This is a genomic window from Serratia sp. TSA_198.1, assembly GCF_052686505.1.
The window spans coordinates 187,717-205,423 of the sequence record NZ_JBQZFP010000004.1 but is presented as its reverse complement, the minus strand read 5'-3'; the positions used below and the strand labels follow the sequence as shown (position 1 = coordinate 205,423).

The 17,707-nt window shown below is 57.6% G+C and carries 17 protein-coding genes; all 17 read left to right on the top strand.

Features of this window, described 5'->3' with window-relative positions:
• The first annotated feature begins 8 nt into the window (after positions 1 to 8).
• The 17 genes from ACUTSW_RS18250 to queF all read left to right on the top strand — a co-directional run bounded on the left by ACUTSW_RS18250 (position 9) and on the right by queF (position 17,672).
• Complete coding sequence (locus ACUTSW_RS18250; RefSeq protein ID WP_445585023.1) at positions 9 to 944, top strand: respiratory chain complex I subunit 1 family protein; 936 nt, start codon at positions 9 to 11, stop codon at positions 942 to 944.
• 18 nt (positions 945 to 962) lie between these two features.
• Positions 963 to 2,666, top strand: a complete 1,704-nt coding sequence (locus tag ACUTSW_RS18245; protein WP_445585022.1) for a hydrogenase large subunit — start codon at positions 963 to 965, stop codon at positions 2,664 to 2,666.
• A 12-nt stretch (positions 2,667 to 2,678) separates the two neighbouring features.
• Entirely contained in the window at positions 2,679 to 3,212 is a 534-nt protein-coding gene (locus tag ACUTSW_RS18240) for a formate hydrogenlyase complex iron-sulfur subunit (protein WP_062868693.1), read from the top strand.
• Positions 3,209 to 4,006 (top strand): NADH-quinone oxidoreductase subunit B family protein, encoded by a 798-nt coding sequence (locus tag ACUTSW_RS18235; protein WP_445585021.1) that lies wholly within the window; start codon positions 3,209 to 3,211, stop codon positions 4,004 to 4,006. Before ACUTSW_RS18240 ends, ACUTSW_RS18235 begins: the two co-directional genes overlap by 4 nt.
• A complete protein-coding gene (locus ACUTSW_RS18230; protein WP_445585020.1) occupies positions 4,003 to 4,416 on the top strand; it encodes a formate hydrogenlyase maturation HycH family protein in 414 nt (137 codons plus the stop codon). The genes ACUTSW_RS18235 and ACUTSW_RS18230 overlap by 4 nt, the downstream gene beginning before the upstream one ends.
• On the top strand, positions 4,409 to 4,879 hold the full coding sequence (gene hycI, locus ACUTSW_RS18225; RefSeq protein WP_445585019.1) for a hydrogenase maturation peptidase HycI: 471 nt from the start codon (positions 4,409 to 4,411) through the stop codon (positions 4,877 to 4,879). Before ACUTSW_RS18230 ends, hycI begins: the two co-directional genes overlap by 8 nt.
• Positions 4,880 to 5,019: 140 nt before the next feature.
• Positions 5,020 to 5,562, top strand: coding sequence for an electron transport protein HydN (gene hydN / locus ACUTSW_RS18220; protein ID WP_020439812.1), 543 nt, complete (start codon positions 5,020 to 5,022; stop codon positions 5,560 to 5,562).
• An 11-nt stretch (positions 5,563 to 5,573) separates the two neighbouring features.
• Positions 5,574 to 7,730, top strand: a complete 2,157-nt coding sequence (fdhF, locus tag ACUTSW_RS18215; RefSeq protein ID WP_445585018.1) for a formate dehydrogenase subunit alpha — start codon at positions 5,574 to 5,576, stop codon at positions 7,728 to 7,730.
• A gap of 54 nt (positions 7,731 to 7,784) precedes the next feature.
• Complete coding sequence (gene hypF, locus ACUTSW_RS18210; RefSeq protein ID WP_445585017.1) at positions 7,785 to 10,103, top strand: carbamoyltransferase HypF; 2,319 nt, start codon at positions 7,785 to 7,787, stop codon at positions 10,101 to 10,103.
• Entirely contained in the window at positions 10,090 to 11,112 is a 1,023-nt protein-coding gene (locus ACUTSW_RS18205; protein ID WP_445585016.1) for a HoxN/HupN/NixA family nickel/cobalt transporter, read from the top strand. Before hypF ends, ACUTSW_RS18205 begins: the two co-directional genes overlap by 14 nt.
• An 846-nt stretch (positions 11,113 to 11,958) precedes the next feature.
• The gene (locus ACUTSW_RS18200; RefSeq protein WP_445585015.1) at positions 11,959 to 12,369 is read left to right on the top strand and encodes a GNAT family N-acetyltransferase; all 411 of its coding nucleotides are present in this window, start codon (positions 11,959 to 11,961) and stop codon (positions 12,367 to 12,369) included.
• 25 nt (positions 12,370 to 12,394) lie between these two features.
• Positions 12,395 to 13,084, top strand: coding sequence for a helix-turn-helix transcriptional regulator (locus ACUTSW_RS18195; protein ID WP_004948170.1), 690 nt, complete (start codon positions 12,395 to 12,397; stop codon positions 13,082 to 13,084).
• Between the two features lie 20 nt (positions 13,085 to 13,104).
• On the top strand, positions 13,105 to 14,406 hold the full coding sequence (locus tag ACUTSW_RS18190; RefSeq protein ID WP_445585014.1) for a cytosine permease: 1,302 nt from the start codon (positions 13,105 to 13,107) through the stop codon (positions 14,404 to 14,406).
• Between the two features lie 59 nt (positions 14,407 to 14,465).
• Positions 14,466 to 14,780 (top strand): NIPSNAP family protein, encoded by a 315-nt coding sequence (locus tag ACUTSW_RS18185; RefSeq protein ID WP_004948175.1) that lies wholly within the window; start codon positions 14,466 to 14,468, stop codon positions 14,778 to 14,780.
• A gap of 572 nt (positions 14,781 to 15,352) precedes the next feature.
• Complete coding sequence (locus ACUTSW_RS18180; protein WP_062868706.1) at positions 15,353 to 15,955, top strand: helix-turn-helix domain-containing protein; 603 nt, start codon at positions 15,353 to 15,355, stop codon at positions 15,953 to 15,955.
• Positions 15,956 to 16,852 (top strand): queuosine precursor transporter, encoded by an 897-nt coding sequence (locus tag ACUTSW_RS18175; protein WP_063200346.1) that lies wholly within the window; start codon positions 15,956 to 15,958, stop codon positions 16,850 to 16,852.
• A complete protein-coding gene (queF, locus tag ACUTSW_RS18170; RefSeq protein ID WP_063200343.1) occupies positions 16,830 to 17,672 on the top strand; it encodes an NADPH-dependent 7-cyano-7-deazaguanine reductase QueF in 843 nt (280 codons plus the stop codon). The genes ACUTSW_RS18175 and queF overlap by 23 nt, the downstream gene beginning before the upstream one ends.
• The last annotated feature ends 35 nt before the right edge of the window (positions 17,673 to 17,707 follow it).

Below are 17,707 nucleotides of genomic sequence, written 5' to 3'. Positions count from 1 at the left end.
AGAACCTGATGACTTACTCCGCTTTACTGATTGGCATCGTGCAGGCATTGCTGCTGCTGGCCATCGCACCGCTGTTTGCCGGCGTCAGCCGCCAGTTGCGCGCCCGCCTCCACAGCCGCCGCGGGCCGGGCGTGTTGCAGGAATACCGCGACATCGCCAAGTTGCTCAAACGTCAATCCCTCGCCCCTGCGGCTGCGGGAATCGCCTTCCGCGCCATGCCTTATCTGCTGACCGGCACACTGCTGGCCATTGCCTGCGCGCTGCCGATGCTGTTGCAGATCTCTCCGCTGCCGGCAATCGGCGATGTCATCACGCTGATTTATCTGTTCGCCGTGGTGCGCTTCGTGTTTGCCATCGCCGGGCTGGATACCGGCAGCCCCTTCACCGCCATTGGCGCCAGCCGCGAAGCGGTGCTGGGCATTCTGGTGGAGCCGATTCTGCTGCTTGGCCTGTGGGTGGCGGCGCTGGTCGCCGGTTCAACCCAACTCAGCGCCATCAGCCAGTGCGTCGCGGATTGGCCGCTGTACGCCAGCGCGCCGCTGCTGTTGGCGTTGCTGGCCTGCGGTTTCGCCACCTTTATCGAAATGGGCAAATTGCCTTTCGACATGGCGGAAGCCGAACAGGAATTGCAGGAAGGCCCGCTGACCGAATACGCGGGTGCAGCGCTCGGCATGCTCAAGTGGGGCATCAACCTGAAGCAACTGGTGGTGCTGCAACTGTTTATCGGCGTGTTCGTGCCCTGGGGCCAGGCCACTGCGTTGACCCTGCCCGCGCTGGCGGCGGCGCTGGCGTTATCGCTGTGCAAGCTGCTGCTGGCGGTGGTGGCCGTCGCCGTCGTGGAAAACAGCGTCGCACGGCTGCGCTTTTTAAAAACCGCTCGCACCACCTGGGCCGGCTTCGGCCTGGCATTTTTGGCGCTGGTTTCCTGGCTGGTCGTCAGCTAATTCACAAGTAGGAACATCATGATTACTGAACATCTGGGCCAAGATTATCTGACGGCGCTGCAACGACAATTCCCGGCAGCCGTGCTGGCGGCAGAATGGCAAACCGCCGATCAGCTCACGGTAACGGTGAAGCTGAATGCGCTGCCGGAGGTGGTGGAATGGCTGTATTACCAGCAGGGCGGCTGGCTTTCGGTGCTGTTCGGCAACGACGAACGCACGTTGTGCGGCAGCTATGCGCTGTATTACGTGCTGTCGATGGAGCAAGGGGTCAAATGCTGGATCACCGTGCGCGCCGAAGTCGACGCCCAAACGCTGGAGTTCCCGTCGGTAACGCCACGGGTGCCGGCGGCGGTGTGGGGCGAGCGCGAAGTGCGGGACATGTACGGTTTGCGCCCGGTGGGGTTGCCGGATGAACGGCGTCTGGTGCTGCCGGACGACTGGCCGGATGACCTTTACCCGCTGCGTAAAGACGCGATGGATTACCGCCAGCGGCCGGCGCCGACCACCGACGTCGAAACCTACCCCTTTGTCAGCGAAGCCGGCGCCAAGGCCAACGTGGTGCCGATTGGCCCGCTGCACATCACCTCGGACGAACCGGGCCATTTTCGCCTGTTCGTCGACGGTGAAGACATTATCGACGCCGATTACCGCCTGTTCTACGTCCATCGCGGCATGGAAAAACTGGCGGAAACGCGCATGGGTTATAACGAAGTGACCTTCCTGTCCGACCGGGTTTGCGGTATCTGCGGCTTTACCCACAGCGTGGCGTACACCAGCTCGGTGGAGAACGCCATGGGCATTCAGGTGCCGGAACGGGCGCAAATGATCCGCTCGATCCTGCTGGAGGTGGAACGGCTGCACAGCCACCTGCTCAACCTCGGTCTGGCCTGCCATTTCGTCGGTTTCGACAGCGGCTTCATGCAGTTTTTCCGCGTGCGCGAGAAATCGATGAAGATGGCGGAAATCCTCACCGGCGCGCGCAAAACCTACGGCCTGAATCTGATTGGCGGCATTCGGCGCGACATCTTGAAAGACGACATGCTGCAAACCCTGCGGCTGGCGGCAGAGATGCGCAACGAGCTCAAGGATCTGGTGGATATTCTGCTCAGCACGCCGAATACCGAGCAGCGCAGCGTCGGCGTCGGCCGGCTTGATCCGCAGATCGCGCGCGATTACAGCAACGTCGGGCCGATGCTGCGCGGCAGCGGCCACCGCCGGGATACCCGTCTCGATCATCCGTTCGCCGGTTACGCCAAGCTGCCGGTGGAACTGTGCGTCGAAACCGGCTGCGACGTGTATTCGCGCCTGAAGGTGCGCATTCACGAAGTGTTCAACTCGCTCGGCATCATCGAATTCGGCCTGCAATGCCTGCCCGCCGGGCCGCTGGCGGTGGAAGGCTTTACCTATATGCCGCACAAGTTCGCGCTGGGCTTTGCCGAAGCGCCGCGCGGCGACGACATTCACTGGAGCATGACCGGCAACAATCAGAAACTGTTCCGCTGGCGCTGCCGCGCCGCCACCTACGCCAACTGGCCGACGCTGCGCTTTATGCTGCGCGGCAATACCGTTTCCGACGCCCCGCTGATCATCGGCAGCCTCGATCCCTGCTATTCCTGCACCGACCGCATGACCATCGTCGATATCCGCAAACGCAAGTCTGTCGTGGTGCCGTACAAGGAAATCGAGCGCTACGGCATCGAGCGGAAAAACGCACCGTTTTAAGGGGACGACACCATGCTGAAACTGATTAAAAAAGTGCTGAAAACCGGCAACGCCACGGTGGCCTACCCGGCGCAGCCGCTGGCGGTGGACGCCAATTTTCGCGGCAAGCCGGAGTATACCCCGCAGCAATGCATCGCCTGCGGCGCCTGCGCCAACGCCTGCCCGTCCAACGCGCTGACCATGGAAACCGATGTCGAAAACGGCGTGATCCGTTGGCAGTTCTTTTTGGGCCGCTGCATTTTCTGCGCCCGCTGCGAAGAAGTCTGCCCGACGACCGCCCTTCGCCTGTCGAACCAGTTCGAACTGGCGGTGTGGCGCAAAGAAGATCTGCTCGAAAGCGCCGATTTCGCCCTCTGCCACTGCCGCCAATGCGGCAAGGCTTATGCCCCGCAGAAAGAAATCGATTACGCCCTGGCGCTGCTCGAACTCGGCGAGCAGCGCCGCGAACAGTTCGAAACCTGCCCCGCCTGCAAACAGCTGCAAAGCCTGACCCAGGCCGACCGTATCGACGTCGGCCGCCATTTGACCCGGGAGGTCGCCCAATGAACCAGACGCTGATTGGCCCGCGCGACGCCAACGGGCAGCCGGTGCCGATAACTCTCGACGACAGCATCGCCCAGCTAAAAACCACCTTGCTGAAAGACATCCGCCGCTCCGCCTATGTCTATCGCGTTGACTGCGGCGGCTGCAACGGCTGCGAGATCGAGATTTTCGCCGCTATTTCGCCGCTGTTCGACGCCGAACGCTTCGGCATTAAAGTGGTACCCTCGCCGCGCCATGCCGACATTTTGCTGTTCACCGGTGCGGTCACCCGAGCGATGCGCATCCCGGCGATCCGCGCCTGGCAGGCCTCGCCGGATCCGAAAATCTGCATTTCCTACGGCGCCTGCGGCAACAGCGGCGGCATTTTCCACGACTTGTACTGCGTGTGGGGCGGTACCGACCGCATCGTACCGGTTGACGTGTATATCCCCGGCTGCCCGCCGACGCCCGCCGCCACGATTTACGGCTTCGCCATGGCGCTCGGCCTGCTCGAACAGAAAATCCACCGCCAACAGCACGATGAAACCGAGGGCGAGGCCACCGCGCTGCTGCACCCGCAACTGCCGCAGCCGCTGCGCGTGGCGGTGGATCGCGAAGCACGGCGCCTGGCCGGGTATCGCTACGGCCGGCAAATCGCCGATCACTTCCTGCAACTGCTGGCCGCCACCGACACGCAAACGGCGGAACAGCGCGTGGCGGCGTATTTGCAACGGCAAGACGACCCGCGCCTGACGGAGATCGTCGGTCATCTGTTGGCCCTTTATCAGCGCGTACAGCGCGGGGAGTTACGGCTATGAGCGCGGTCTGCCACGTGACGTTTTATTCCCTCAGCCGCAAGTTCGTGCAGGAAAAGAAAGCGCCCCCCAAGGCGCAGGAAGTGATCTATTACAGCCTGGCGATCGGCCATCACCTGGGGGTGATCGACTGTCTGGAGGCCAGGCTCGATTGCCCGCTGGCGGCGTTTCGCGACTGGATTGCGCACCTGCCGGCCGAGGGTGCCGCCAGGCGCAAACTGGCCGGCGTCGAACGCTTTGGCGAAATCTGCATCGACAGCAGCCACACCCATTTGCTGGCCAGCGCGCTGAGCCGCGCCGCCGGGCAAATGACGCCGCAGCAACAAGGCTGGAGCCAACGGTTAATCGCCCTGTTGCAGTCCATCGAAAACGAACCGGCGATTTATCTGATGGTCAGGAGGCACCATGGATAGCGTTTTGTTATGTGTCGGCAATTGCCTGATGGGCGACGACGGCGCCGGCCCGCTGCTGGCGGAACTGTGCCAGGCCGCCCCGCCCGCCGGCTGGACGGTGATCGACGGCGGCGCGGCGCCGGAGAATGACATTCACGCCATTCGCCAACTGCGGCCGCAGCGGTTGGTGATCGTCGACGCCACCGACATGGGGCTGGCACCGGGCGAAACCCGGGTGATAGATCCGGCGGATATCGCCGAAATGTTCATCATGACCACCCACAACATGCCGCTCAGCTTCCTGATCGACCAACTGCGCGCCGACATACCGGACATTACCTTCATCGGCATTCAACCGGAGGTGGTGGCGTTTTACTACCCCATTGGCCCGGCGGTGCAGCAGGCGGTGAAAACCCTGCATCAGCGCCTGGGTCACTGGCAGGCCCACGGCGGCTATTCGACATTAACCGTGACGACGGCCTGACATCGTCATCGTCATTTTTGTCGGCTCGCTCGCCACCAAAAACATAACCTTTTGTTTTTATTGAAATTAGTGGATTGGCACGCTTTATGTATAGACCTTGTCATACCGCCACCGCCAACCCCGTAAACCAGGAGTTCCTGATGAACCGGTTCATCATCGCCGATCCGAAGAAATGCATCGGCTGCCGTACCTGCGAAATCGCCTGCGTCATGGCGCACAGCGCCACCCAGGACATTTCGGCGTTGACCGCCGCCACCTTCGCCCCACGGCTACACGTGATTAAAGGCGTTAACGTCAGTACCGCCGTGTTATGCCGCCAGTGCGAAGACGCGCCCTGCGCCAACGTCTGCCCCAACGGCGCCATCAGCCGCCAAAACGGCATGGTGCTGGTGATGCAGGAACGCTGCATCGGCTGCAAAACCTGCGTGGTGGCCTGCCCCTACGGCGCCATGGAGGTGATCACCCGCCCGGTGATCCGCCAGAACGGCGCGCAACTGACGGCCATCAGCGACAAAGCCGAAGCCCACAAATGCGATTTGTGCACCGGTCGCGCCGCCGGCCCGGCCTGTATGGAAACCTGCCCCACCAAAGCGCTGCACTGCGTTGACCGCAATTTGTTGCAGGAAATGAACGCCGAGAAACGCCGCCGTGCCGCGCTCGACAACCTGTCGTCTCTGTTTTAGGAGCTGAACCAATGAAAAAAATCACGACCGTCTGCCCTTACTGTGGCGCAGGCTGCAAAATGAAACTGGTGGTGGATAACGGCAAAATCCTTCGCGCAGAAGCCGCCGACGGCGCAACCAATCAGGGCGAGCTGTGCCTGAAGGGTTACTACGGCTGGGACTTCCTCAACGATACCAAGCTGCTGACGCCGCGCCTGACGCAACCGCTGATCCGCCGTGAAAAAGGCGGCAAGTTTGAAGCGGTCAGTTGGGACGAAGCCATCCGCTATACCGCGCAGCGGCTGAAAGCCATCAAGCAGCAACACGGCGCACGCGCCATTATGCACACCGGCTCCTCACGCGGTACCGGCAACGAAACCAACTATGTGATGCAGAAATTCGCCCGCGCGGTGATCGGCAACAATAACGTCGACTGCTGCGCCCGCGTCTGTCACGGCCCGTCGGTCGCCGGTTTGCAAGCCACGCTGGGCAACGGCGCGATGAGCAACTCGATCGGCGATATCGAAAACTCCAAATGTTTACTGATTATCGGCTACAACTGCGCCGACTCGCACCCGATCGTCGCCCGCCGGGTCTTGAAAGCCAAAGAGAAAGGCGCGCAAATCGTGGTCTGCGATCCGCGCCGTATTGAAACCGCGCGCATCGCCGATCAGCATCTGCAAATCAACAACGGCTGCAATATGGCGCTGGTTAACGCCTTCGGCCACGTGCTGATCGAAGAAAACCTGTATGACCGCGATTATGTGGCGAAATACACCGAAGGCTTCGACGCCTATCGCCAGCAAGTGGCCGATTACGCGCCGGAAACGGTGGAACAGCTGACCGGCGTCAGCGCCCAGCAAATCCGTCAGGCGATGCGCACCTACGCCAGCGCCCCTTCCGCCACCATCATGTGGGGCATGGGCGTCACCCAGTTCGGCCAGGCGGTGGATGTGGTCAAAGGGCTGGCCAGCCTGGCGCTGTTGACCGGTAACCTCGGGCGCGCCAACGTCGGCGTCGGCCCGGTGCGCGGTCAGAACAACGTCCAGGGCGCCTGCGACATGGGCGTGCTGCCAAACGAATTCCCCGGCTATCAATCCGTTACCGATCCCGCCGTCCGCGCCAAATTCGCTGCCGCTTGGGGCATTGACGCCGCCGGTATGGATCCGGATATCGGTTATCGCATCACCGAAGTGCCGCACCTGGTGCACGAAGGCAAAGTGAAAGCCTATTACATCATGGGGGAAGATCCGTTACAGACCGAAGCCGATCTCAGCCTGGTGCGCAGCGCGTTCGATGCGCTTGAGTTTATCGTGGTGCAAGACATCTTCATGACCAAAACCGCCGAACAAGCGGACGTGATCCTGCCATCCACCTCCTGGGGCGAGCACGGCGGCGTGTTCTCGTGCGCCGATCGCGGTTTCCAGCGTTTCGAAAAAGCCATCGAACCGCAATACAACGTCAAGCGCGACTGGGAAATCATCAGCCTGCTGGCGACCGAACTGGGCTATCCGATGCATTACGAAGACAACCAGCAAATCTGGGATGAAATGCGCGAGCTGTGCCCGCTGTTTTACGGCGCGACCTACGAAAAAATGGGCGAGCTCGGCCACATTCAATGGCCTTGCACCACGCTCGACAGCCCAGGCACGCCGTATTTGTATCAGGGCAATCAATTCACCACCCCGTCCGGCAAGGGGCAACTGTTCGCCACCACCTGGCGCGCCCCGGCTGAAGTGCCGGACGCCGCTTATCCGCTGGTGCTGTGTACGGTGCGTGAAGTCGGCCACTACTCCTGCCGCTCGATGACCGGTAACTGCGCCGCCTTGCAAACCCTGGCGGACGAACCGGGCTTCGTGCAAATCAACCCGCAAGACGCCGTCGCCCTGGGCATTGGCGATCAGCAACTGGTGTGGGTCGCCTCGCGGCGCGGCAAGGTGATCTCCCGCGCCAACTACAACGAGCGCATTAACCTGGGCGCGGTGTACATGACCTATCAGTGGTGGATTGGCGCCTGCAATGAATTGACGCAGGAAAACCTCGATCCGATATCCAAAACACCGGAAACCAAGTACTGCGCGGTCAAGCTGGAAGCGATTGGCGATCAAAACTGGGCGGAAAACTACGCCAGCCAAAGCTACAGCGACATGAAAGCCCGCCTGCGCAGGGCGGTGGAAGACGTGATGTGACCGTTAGCCAAACCGGGACGAACCTGTTCGTCCCCTACTTATCGGGTGGGTAAGATGTTCAAATCGCCGTCAGGATTATTGCTTCGCATCAGCGGCAAGGTGCAGGGGGTGGGATTCCGCCCCTTTGTCTGGCAACTGGCGCAGCGCCTCGGCCTGCGTGGCGAAGTCTGGAACGACAGCGCCGGGGTCGAAATTCGGCTGGTACAACCGGTGGATATCGATATATTCCTGCATATGCTGCAGCGCCAGGCGCCGGCGTTGGCCCGGATTGACAATATCGGCCTGCGTCCCTTCACCTGGTTGCAGCCGCCGCAGGACTTTGCCATTCGCCGCAGCCGGCAAAGCCAAATGGACACGCAAGTCATTCCCGACGCCGCAACCTGCCCCGACTGCCTGCGTGAAATGAACGATCCGCACGATCGCCGTTACCGCTATCCCTTCATTAACTGCACGCATTGCGGCCCGCGCTTCACCCTGATTCGCTATATGCCTTACGACCGCCCGGCGACCAGCATGGCGCCGTTCGCACTGTGCCCGCACTGCGCCTGGGAATACCACTCGCCACAGGACCGGCGCTTTCATGCCCAGCCGGTGGCCTGCAGCCAATGCGGGCCGCAGCTTTTCAGCTGCCACGCCGACGGCAAAGCCATCAACCTGGCGGGTATGGCGCTGCAACAGGCGGCGGCGCTGTTATGCGCCGGCGAAATCGTCGCCATCAAGGGCATTGGCGGTTTCCATCTGGCCTGTGACGCCACCGATCAGCACGCAGTGATGCGCCTGCGCAACCGTAAACGGCGGCCGGGAAAACCCCTGGCGGTGATGTTGCCGGATGTCAGTTGGCTGGCGCGCTGCACCGGCAACCACTCGCTGGCGCAGCTGAGCGAAACGCTGCTTTCCCCGGCGGCGCCGATCGTCCTGGTACCGCAGCGGCCCCACTCCGCGCTGTGCGATGCCGTTGCACCGCATCTCGACGAAATCGGCGTAATGCTGCCGTCCACCCCCTTGCATCATCTCCTGATGCAAGCAGTGCGACGCCCGCTGGTGATGACCTCCGGCAACGCCGCCGGGCGCGCACCGGCGTTAACCAACGAACAGGCGCTGCAGGATCTGGCCGGCATTGCCGATCTGTGGCTGATGCATAACCGCGAGATCCTGCAACGCGCCGATGATTCGCTGTTGCGACAGCAACCGCAGGGCACCGAGATGCTACGCCGTTCTCGCGGTTACGCGCCGGATGCCCTGCCGCTGCCGCCCGGTTTCCCGGTTCAACCGCCGCTGCTGGCGGTCGGTGGCGACAATAAAAATACCTTCTGCCTGGTGCGCGGCGACAAAGCGATCCTCAGCCAGCATGTCGGCAATCTGGCGCAGGAAGACGTTCAACAACAGTGGCAACACGCTATCGCCCATTTCCTGACGCTGTATCACTGCCGGCCGCAGCGCATCGCCACCGATGCGCACCCGGGTTACGCCAGCCGCCGCTGGGCGCAATGTCAATCTGTGCCGTTGACCGAGGTGCTGCATCATCACGCGCATGTGGCGGCCTGCCTGGCGGAGCACCAGTGGCCGCTCGACGGCGGCGCGGTCATCGGGTTGGCGCTGGACGGCCTGGGATACGGCGAAAACGGCCAGCTGTGGGGCGGCGAATGCTTGCGGGTGGACTACCGCCACTGCCGCTCGCTCGGCGGGTTGCCGGCGGTGGCGCTGCCGGGCGGCGATCGCGCCGCGCAAGAGCCGTGGCGCAACCTGTTGGCGCACTGCGCGCGCTTTGTCGACGGTTGGCAACGGCTGCCGGAAACGCAGTTTTTGCTGCAACAACCGTGGCAACCGCTGCTGAAAGCGATCGACGCCGGCATCAACGCCCCGCAGGCGTCGTCGTGCGGTCGGTTGTTTGACGCCGCCGCCGCCGCGCTAGGCTGCGCGCCCTTGCAACTCAGTTGGGAAGGCGAAGCGGCCTGCCGGCTGGAGGCGCTGGCACATCAGGCAACCCATTGCCGCCACCCGCTGCACCTGCCGCTCAAAGACAATTTGCTCGATCTCGCCGCCTTCTGGCCGCAATGGCTTGGCTGGCGCACACCGCCGGCCGAGCGCGCCTGGGCATTTCACGACGCGCTGGCGCAAGGATTCGCCGCCCTGGCCCAACATTTTGCCGCGCAGTACGGCATCAAACAGGTGGCGCTGAGCGGCGGCGTGCTGCACAACCGCCTGCTGCGCCAACGGTTGGTGCATCATCTGGCGCCGCTGCAGGTTCTGCTTCCACAACGCATCCCCGCAGGCGACGGCGGGCTGGCATTCGGCCAGGCGATGGTCGCCTGTGCGCAACAATCCCCGCTTTCTTCTTCTCTTTCTGACAGGACGCAACATGAATTACCCTGAGTTCTTCCAAAAAAATACCCGCGCCTTCTGGCTGCTGTTGGCGTTGATCGCCGTTAACCTGCTGGCCTGGGCTGCGGCCTTTGCCGCATTTCATCAGCACCCGGCGTTGATGGCCGCCGCGCTGCTGGCTTACAGCTACGGCTTGCGCCACGCGGTGGATGCCGACCACATCGCCGCTATCGATAACGTGACGCGCAAATTGATGCAACAGGGCCAACGGCCGGTTTCCGTCGGCGCATTTTTCTCGCTCGGGCATTCGAGCATCGTGATTCTGGCCTGCGCGGCCATCGCCGCCACCTCGCTGGCATTCGGCAGCCGCATCGGCTGGCTGCATGACTACGGCTCCACCCTCGGCACGCTGATTTCTTCGCTGTTCCTGCTGGCGATGGCGGTCCTTAACGGGCTGATTCTGCGCGATGTTTATCGCACCTTCCGCCGGGTGAAAAGGGGCGAAAAACTGACGGAGAGTGCCCTGGCGCACCAGCACGGTGGCCTGATGACGCGGCTGTTCCGCGTGACCTTCAATACCGTGAATAAAAGCTGGCATATGTATCTGGTGGGATTTTTGTTTGGGCTGGGGTTCGATACCGCCACCGAAGTTGGCCTGCTGGGCATTTCCGCCGCCGGGGCCGGCTCAGGCATGTCCGTCTGGTCGATCATGATCTTCCCGTTGCTGTTCGCCAGCGGTATGGCGTTGGTGGATTCGCTGGATAATTTCGTCATGATTGGCGCTTACGGCTGGGCGTTCAACCAACCGGTGCGCAAGCTGTATTACAACATGACCATCACCGCCACCAGCGTGGCGATTGCGGTGCTGATTGGCGGCCTGGAAGGATTGGGGCTGCTGGCCGAAAAATTGAACCTGCACGGTGCCCTTTGGGATGGCATCGCGCTGCTCAATGACAACATGGGCAGCGTCGGCTACGCCGCTATTGCGCTGTTTATCTTGTTCTGGGTGCTGTCGGCGGTCAATTACCGGCGTAAAAACTATGACGCACTGGCGGTTTAATCATTGTTTATATCTTGATTGTCAGGCGTCTATTTTTGCGAATACAACGAGGTTATACCCCAAATAATTGGAGTTGCATCTCGGCGACAAGGCCGTTCATCCCCGGGAGCTTGGTAAACCAAGTGACTGGGGTGCTCGTCTTCGCCTGTAAACTTGCCGGCAAAGCGAAAAAACCTCCTTTTTATCATGTCAAAGGAGGTGTTCCAGAGCAGAACCAATATCACGAAGCTTGCGATGACAAGCGGTGCACATCTTAATAAATAACCCCATATAATAAAAATGCAATATTGCGTTCTGATCATGCAGAAATTCACCTTTTAAAGAATAAAGTTATTTTTTTAAAGATGAGTTGCCGGGTATTTATATAAACGCAAACAATAAAAGTCATAAACCGTATTGAAAGCGTAAGGAATACGTAAATCTTATATTTATGGAAAATAATAAGGCCGATAAGCATAAGCGTGATTCTGTTGCGCATTAACTGACGGCAGCAACGTCTGAATATTTAACTTTGAGCGGGATAATGTAAAACAACGGAAGATAGCGGCTCCCCTTTGGCAAGTTGGCTTGCTCTATCGGTGGAGCCTTGAACTGCAGATCGACGTTCCTGGTGAGGCCCTGGTGAAGCGCAATAGGAATAGGTTACTGAGGCAGGGCCTATCGCTATTTATGCGTGTATTACGCTATTGTTGGCCCTGTCACGTTCAATATAACCGCAGGTATGCCTGACGGGAACGGGTGAAAAGCACCCTTGTAATACATTATGAAAAATGATAGTTAAGCTAGTTGGGCGGATTTCATTTAATTTCAACGCAAATTATTACTAAGGGAAAGTATATTACTGCCATGAATATCAATGTGACGGACCAGCCAAACCCACAGGACGAAGAGTACGTTATCGACAGCCTTTGGGCCCACAACGAAAATTATCAACCCGTAGACATCCACCCGCTGTTTCTGACCGTTACCGATGACGCCGGTAAAATCGTCGCCGGATTGGTGGCCAGAACCTGGTGGGGCGGCCTTGAAGTGCAATATCTCTGGGTCAGCGATGCTCATCGCAAAAGCGGTTATGGCCGCCAATTGATGGAAAAAGCGGAAGAAGAGGCCCGTAAACGAGAGTGCCACATGGCTTATGTCGATACGTTCGACTTCCAGGCCAGGGGCTTTTACGAAAAATTGGGTTATCAGGTCTACGGCAATTTAGGCGGCTATGCCAAAAAGCATACGCGCCATTACCTGGCGAAAGAAATTTAACCCAATTCTAATCGGTGAGGTCAGAATGGATTCGCCCGATAAAAATAATGAATTTTATTTGAAGGGTCTTATTGCCATGATGGAGCACTTGAGTGATCCCTGGGGCATTAAGGATCTGGAATCCCGTCATATCTATATGAACCATGCCGCCTACCTCTATACCAATACGCCGTTGAGTTTCGATATCGCCGGAAAACGGGACGACGAGTTTCCCGCCGACTGGGCCGACTGCGCAGACGACTTTATAGAACACGACAAGATGACGGAAATGTCGCGGGATCGGGTTGCCGTAATAGAAACGCATTATTGGTACGGAAAAGACAGCCTGACACCCTTTATCAGCGAAAAACTGCCCATTTACAATGATAAAAAACAGGTATTCGGGGTGATGTGGAATGCCAAACCGCTTAACACGCTATCCCCGCTAAAATACATCAACCAGCAGAAACCCAGCGTGCTGACCACCGAAGTGAACAGTAGTATTTTCACCCAAGCCGAGCTCGACGTTATATTTTTAATGCTGCAAAGACTGTCGGTGAAAGAGATCGCCAAAATATATAACATCAGCACTAAAACGATAGAAAATAGAATATATAACATCTATCAGAAATCTGACGTCCATACACAGCAGCAGTTTGAGGAGTTCTGCAAATATGCGCGTCTGGACAGCTATATTCCCGATCGCCTGATAGCAAAAGGCATCCAGTTTATCTGAACAGCAAGGAATACCTTATCGTGATCAAGATTGAAGACTACCCGTTAACGCGGGTACCGCAGGATAAAAGAGTCTCCTTTTTAAGCGTGGCCATCGTGCATATGGGCATGCTGACCGCGCTGGACCAGTTTATGCTTGGGGCGGTGCTCGGCCACTCCATGACGCTGTTCGATGCGTTCATCGCCATTTTCATCGGCAGCCTGATCTTTGGCGTAGTGACCTACGGCCTTGGGCTGGCGGGCATGCGCGAAGGGATCTCCGGCAGCCTGCTGGCCCGCTGGTGCGGTTTCGGCCGCCTGGGCTCGGTGTTGATCGGGGTGGTGGTGGCCATTAGCCTGCTGGGCTGGTTTGGCATACAAAACGCCATCTTCGCCAAATCGCTGGATTTCGCCCTGGGCAATAAACTGGGCTTTGGCCTGGCCGCCGGCCTGTCCGGCACCCTGTTGACGATTCTGGTGGCGTTTGGCTTCAAGGCATTGCGCATTGCCGCCCGCATTGCGGTGCCGATGTTCATCATGCTGGTGGCCTATATTTCCATCACCGTCCTCTCCGGCCATAACCTGCAGGAGATCATCCAGTTGGTGCCGCCGGGAGAGCCGCTGACCATCAGCGCCGGCATCACCATCGTGGTCGGCGGCGCCATCGTGGCGAGCCTGATGACCCCCGATCTGACCCGTTATTCCAAAAACGGCAAGCATGTGTTTGGCGTGACCATTTTCACCATCGTCGCCGGTGAGTTCGTGGTCAATGGCCTGGCGATCCTGATCGCCAAAACGCTAGGCACGGCGGATGTGGTGACCATCATGTCTCAGGCCGCCGGCGGCGCAGGCCTGCTGGTCGTGGTGTTCTCCACCTTGAGGGTTAACGATCTCAACCTGTATTCGTCCTCGCTCGGCATCGTCAACGCCGTCGAAGGCATGACCGGCAAAAGGCTCAAGTACACCGCCACCACGCTGGTGATCGGCGTACTGGGCACCACGCTTTCCGTGCTGGGGATCCTGGACCGCTTCGTCGATTTCCTGACGGTGCTGGGTGTAGTGTTCCCGCCGATTATCGGCATCATGCTGGTGGATTATTATCTGCTGCGCACCCACCGCAAAATTCTGGATGAGAGCCGACAGGCAGGCAAATTGCCCGACCAAACGCCGACCATTGGCTGGGCGGCGATTATCGCCAGTATTGTGGGCGGCATCGTTGGGCTGGTTACCGAGTGGGGCGTGCCAACAATCAATTCACTGTTGGTCGCCAGTCTCTTATATTGGGTATTCAAATTGGCGCTAGGCCGTTATCAGAAGCCGGTACCCTCACAAAAACTGACGTAATCCGGTCTGCCCGAATCATACCAACACTCCCCGCTTGCGGGGAGTGAGGAGAACCCCGAATGATCACCTGCACCCTAAGATATGTTTTAGACCCGTATAAAATCGCCGAATTTGAGCAATACGCCCGTTTATGGATCCCCCTGGTCAATCGCATGGGCGGCACGCACCACGGTTATTTTTTGCCGTCGGAAGGCGCCAATAACATCGCGCTGGCATTATTCAGTTTTCCCAGCCTGGCCGCCTACGAGGAATACCGCATAAAAATGGCCGCAGATGCAGAGTGCTGCGCTGCCTATGAGTTGGAAAAACGCAATCGCAGCATCATCAGTTATGAACGGAGCTTTATGCGTCCGGTTCTTTCCGGGCAGGACTGAGCGAAGAGAAAAATGAGGCGGGGTTCGGCTTTAATGAATGGCCTGAGGCAATAAAATAGATATCGGTCGGCTGGGCAGCCGACTGGCATCTGGAGTTACGGTAGGTTTAAAATTGCGGTTTTAAAGCTGGAGACGTGATTGGAATTCCCTGGTGCCAGTTGCTAAAACATCCTTTATTACCCAGAGAACGGAAACGCCTCCCCTCTGAGTTTTTTATTATAGAAGCCGTTAATGACCGTTTTTTTAACTGTTTTGATCATCAAGAAACACTTCAGTATGGGTGAACAGTAGCCCACCCAAACCACTCTGGTCAACATAAAAGTGGACATAAAAGTCACTTTTGTGTCCACTTTTTAAAAACATCAACATAACAAATTGATTTAAATATAATTATTTATATTACCCATCCTGCTAATCATGATTAAAGCATCAATTAGGTGAATGAGTTCATTTTATAGTATCTATTTTTAAAGGGGAATCAGGCGCTTATCACCGTAAGGAATGCGGCCGTTGTAGACAATGTCGGTGTGTAGGATATAGTACTGCCTGCAACAATATTGTAAGGAATGCTTATGAAGACCACCAACGCTCAGCGCAAAATCAACATCATTAAAAATATAGAATATCTGATGCGTACCCGGGGCGAAACCAAGGCATCCTTCTCTAACCGCACCGGCCTGACGCGCACTACTCTCTATAAAATCTTGGATGGCCGGGTCAACAATGTGCAACAGGCCACCGTTAACCGGATCTCAGATTTCTTTGGCGTTTCCTGCGAAGAGATCGAGGACTATGATCTGGAAAAACTGGAGCGGCTCAACGAGACACTTTCCACCGAAGGGAATAAAAACCCTTCCGCTATCCCCGTCATTCCCCAGTCCCGCTATTTATCGGTGGCCGCCTGGAAGGTCGGGCAGTTGGTCACAGCCTTCCCTTTGACTTATTTCTTCGGTGACGAGTCAAATATGGTAGCAATGAAAATAGAAACCGAAATAAAAGGTTCATTTATCCCAGGCGAGGTCATTATTATAAAACGCCCGCCGGTGCTGGTTTGCGATTCGCCTTTATTGTATCACTCGGGAAAAAATGGCTTCTTTGTGGTTAACGACAAAGAAGATAACGGCATGGAGGATACCGTGCGATTTCTGGGTTATATCGTTGGAGAAAGGCTATAAATGGAATCTAATCAAAAATTCAAACTGCTGGGTTTTACTCATCATGGCACTCTGGCTGCCAATGTCATGGTCTTAGCCACCGGTAAAACCATTACCATGGGGCTCAATGAACTGGCCGACAGCGACATATCGGAAGATCTGAGCCGCCATGAGTTGCAAGCGCTCTATCGCAAAATCTACGGCAATAACCAACAGCAAACCGCCTATGAGCTCAGCGATCGTCATGAACGATCCTGGTATGCCTATCTGATCATTACCGTGGCGCTCAGCGTGATTTATATCTTCTCAACCCTGTGTGGCGTCAAACCGATTCAAATCCCCGCATTGAACCTGATCACGCCTCCGGCAATATTCATTTACCCCCTCACCTTTATCCTGGTGGATATTCTGAACGAGTTTTACGGACTGCGACTGGCCAGACGCACCATTATCATCTCGTTTATGGCCAACCTGATTTTTGTACTGGGCGTCTGGGCGACCACGCTGGTGCCGAGCATTCCGCAGTGGGAATTCAGCAAGACTTATGACGGCATCGTCCACAGCATCATGGCAGTGTTGGTAGCCTCATCCGCGGCCTATTTGATCTCCGAGAACGTCAATTCCTACCTGTTGTGCAAAATCAAGGAACTGACCAACTCCCGTTACCTGTTTGTGCGGGTGATCACCAGCACCGTGGTCGCCTCGGCCATCGACAGCGTGGTGTTCTGTACCCTGGCGTTCTACAACGTCCTGAGCTGGGATATCATCAAAACCATGATCCTGTCACAGTTCCTGATCAAGGTAGTCTACGCCCTGGTCGGTGTTGGGCCGATTTACGCCGCCCGCAGCCTGTTTAACCGCTATATCAATACCGATCTTGCAAGGAGCAATAAATATGCATATCAACAAACAAGATAAAATCACCCATCTTGGCGCCAACTCCGATTACCCGGACCAGTATGCTCCCGAGTTGCTCGAAGCCCTGCCACGCGCAAGAGGTCGGGATCTGATCGGCGTAGATGAACAGAACCTGCCGTTCCACGGCTTTGATCTGTGGACCGCCTTCGAGCTGTCCTGGCTCAATGCCAAAGGCAAGCCGGTGGTCGGCATTGGCGAATTCACCTTGCCCTATTCCTCAGCCCACCTGATCGAGTCCAAATCATTCAAGCTGTATCTCAACAGCTTTAACCAGACGCGCTTCGACAGCGTGGAACAGGTCAGCGCCGCGATGCAAAAAGATCTGTCGCAGGCCGCCAACGGCCAAGTCGGGGTGAAGCTGTATCCGGGGTTAGAGGGTTATTCATCGCAGATCGACCACCTGCCGGGCATCAATATTGACGACCTGGATATTGCCGTGGATGACTTCGACTTCAAACCGGAATATCTGCACGGTGCCGCCAGCGAACAGGCGGAAATCGTGACGGAGACGTTGTCCTCCAATCTGCTGAAATCCAACTGTCTGGTCACCAACCAGCCGGATTGGGGTAGCGTGGTGATCCATTATCAGGGCAGGAAAATCGATCGTGAGTGCCTGCTGCGCTACCTGATCTCCTTCCGCCAGCATAATGAGTTCCACGAGCAGTGCGTCGAACGCATTTTCAACGACATCAAGCAACACTGCCGGCCGGAAAAACTCAGCGTATTCGCTCGCTACACCCGTCGTGGCGGTCTGGACATCAACCCGTTCCGCAGTGATTTCGAAACGGCACCAACCCTGGGCCGGTTGATCAGACAATAAACGCCAGCCCTGTAATGCCCTCACCCGGGGGCATT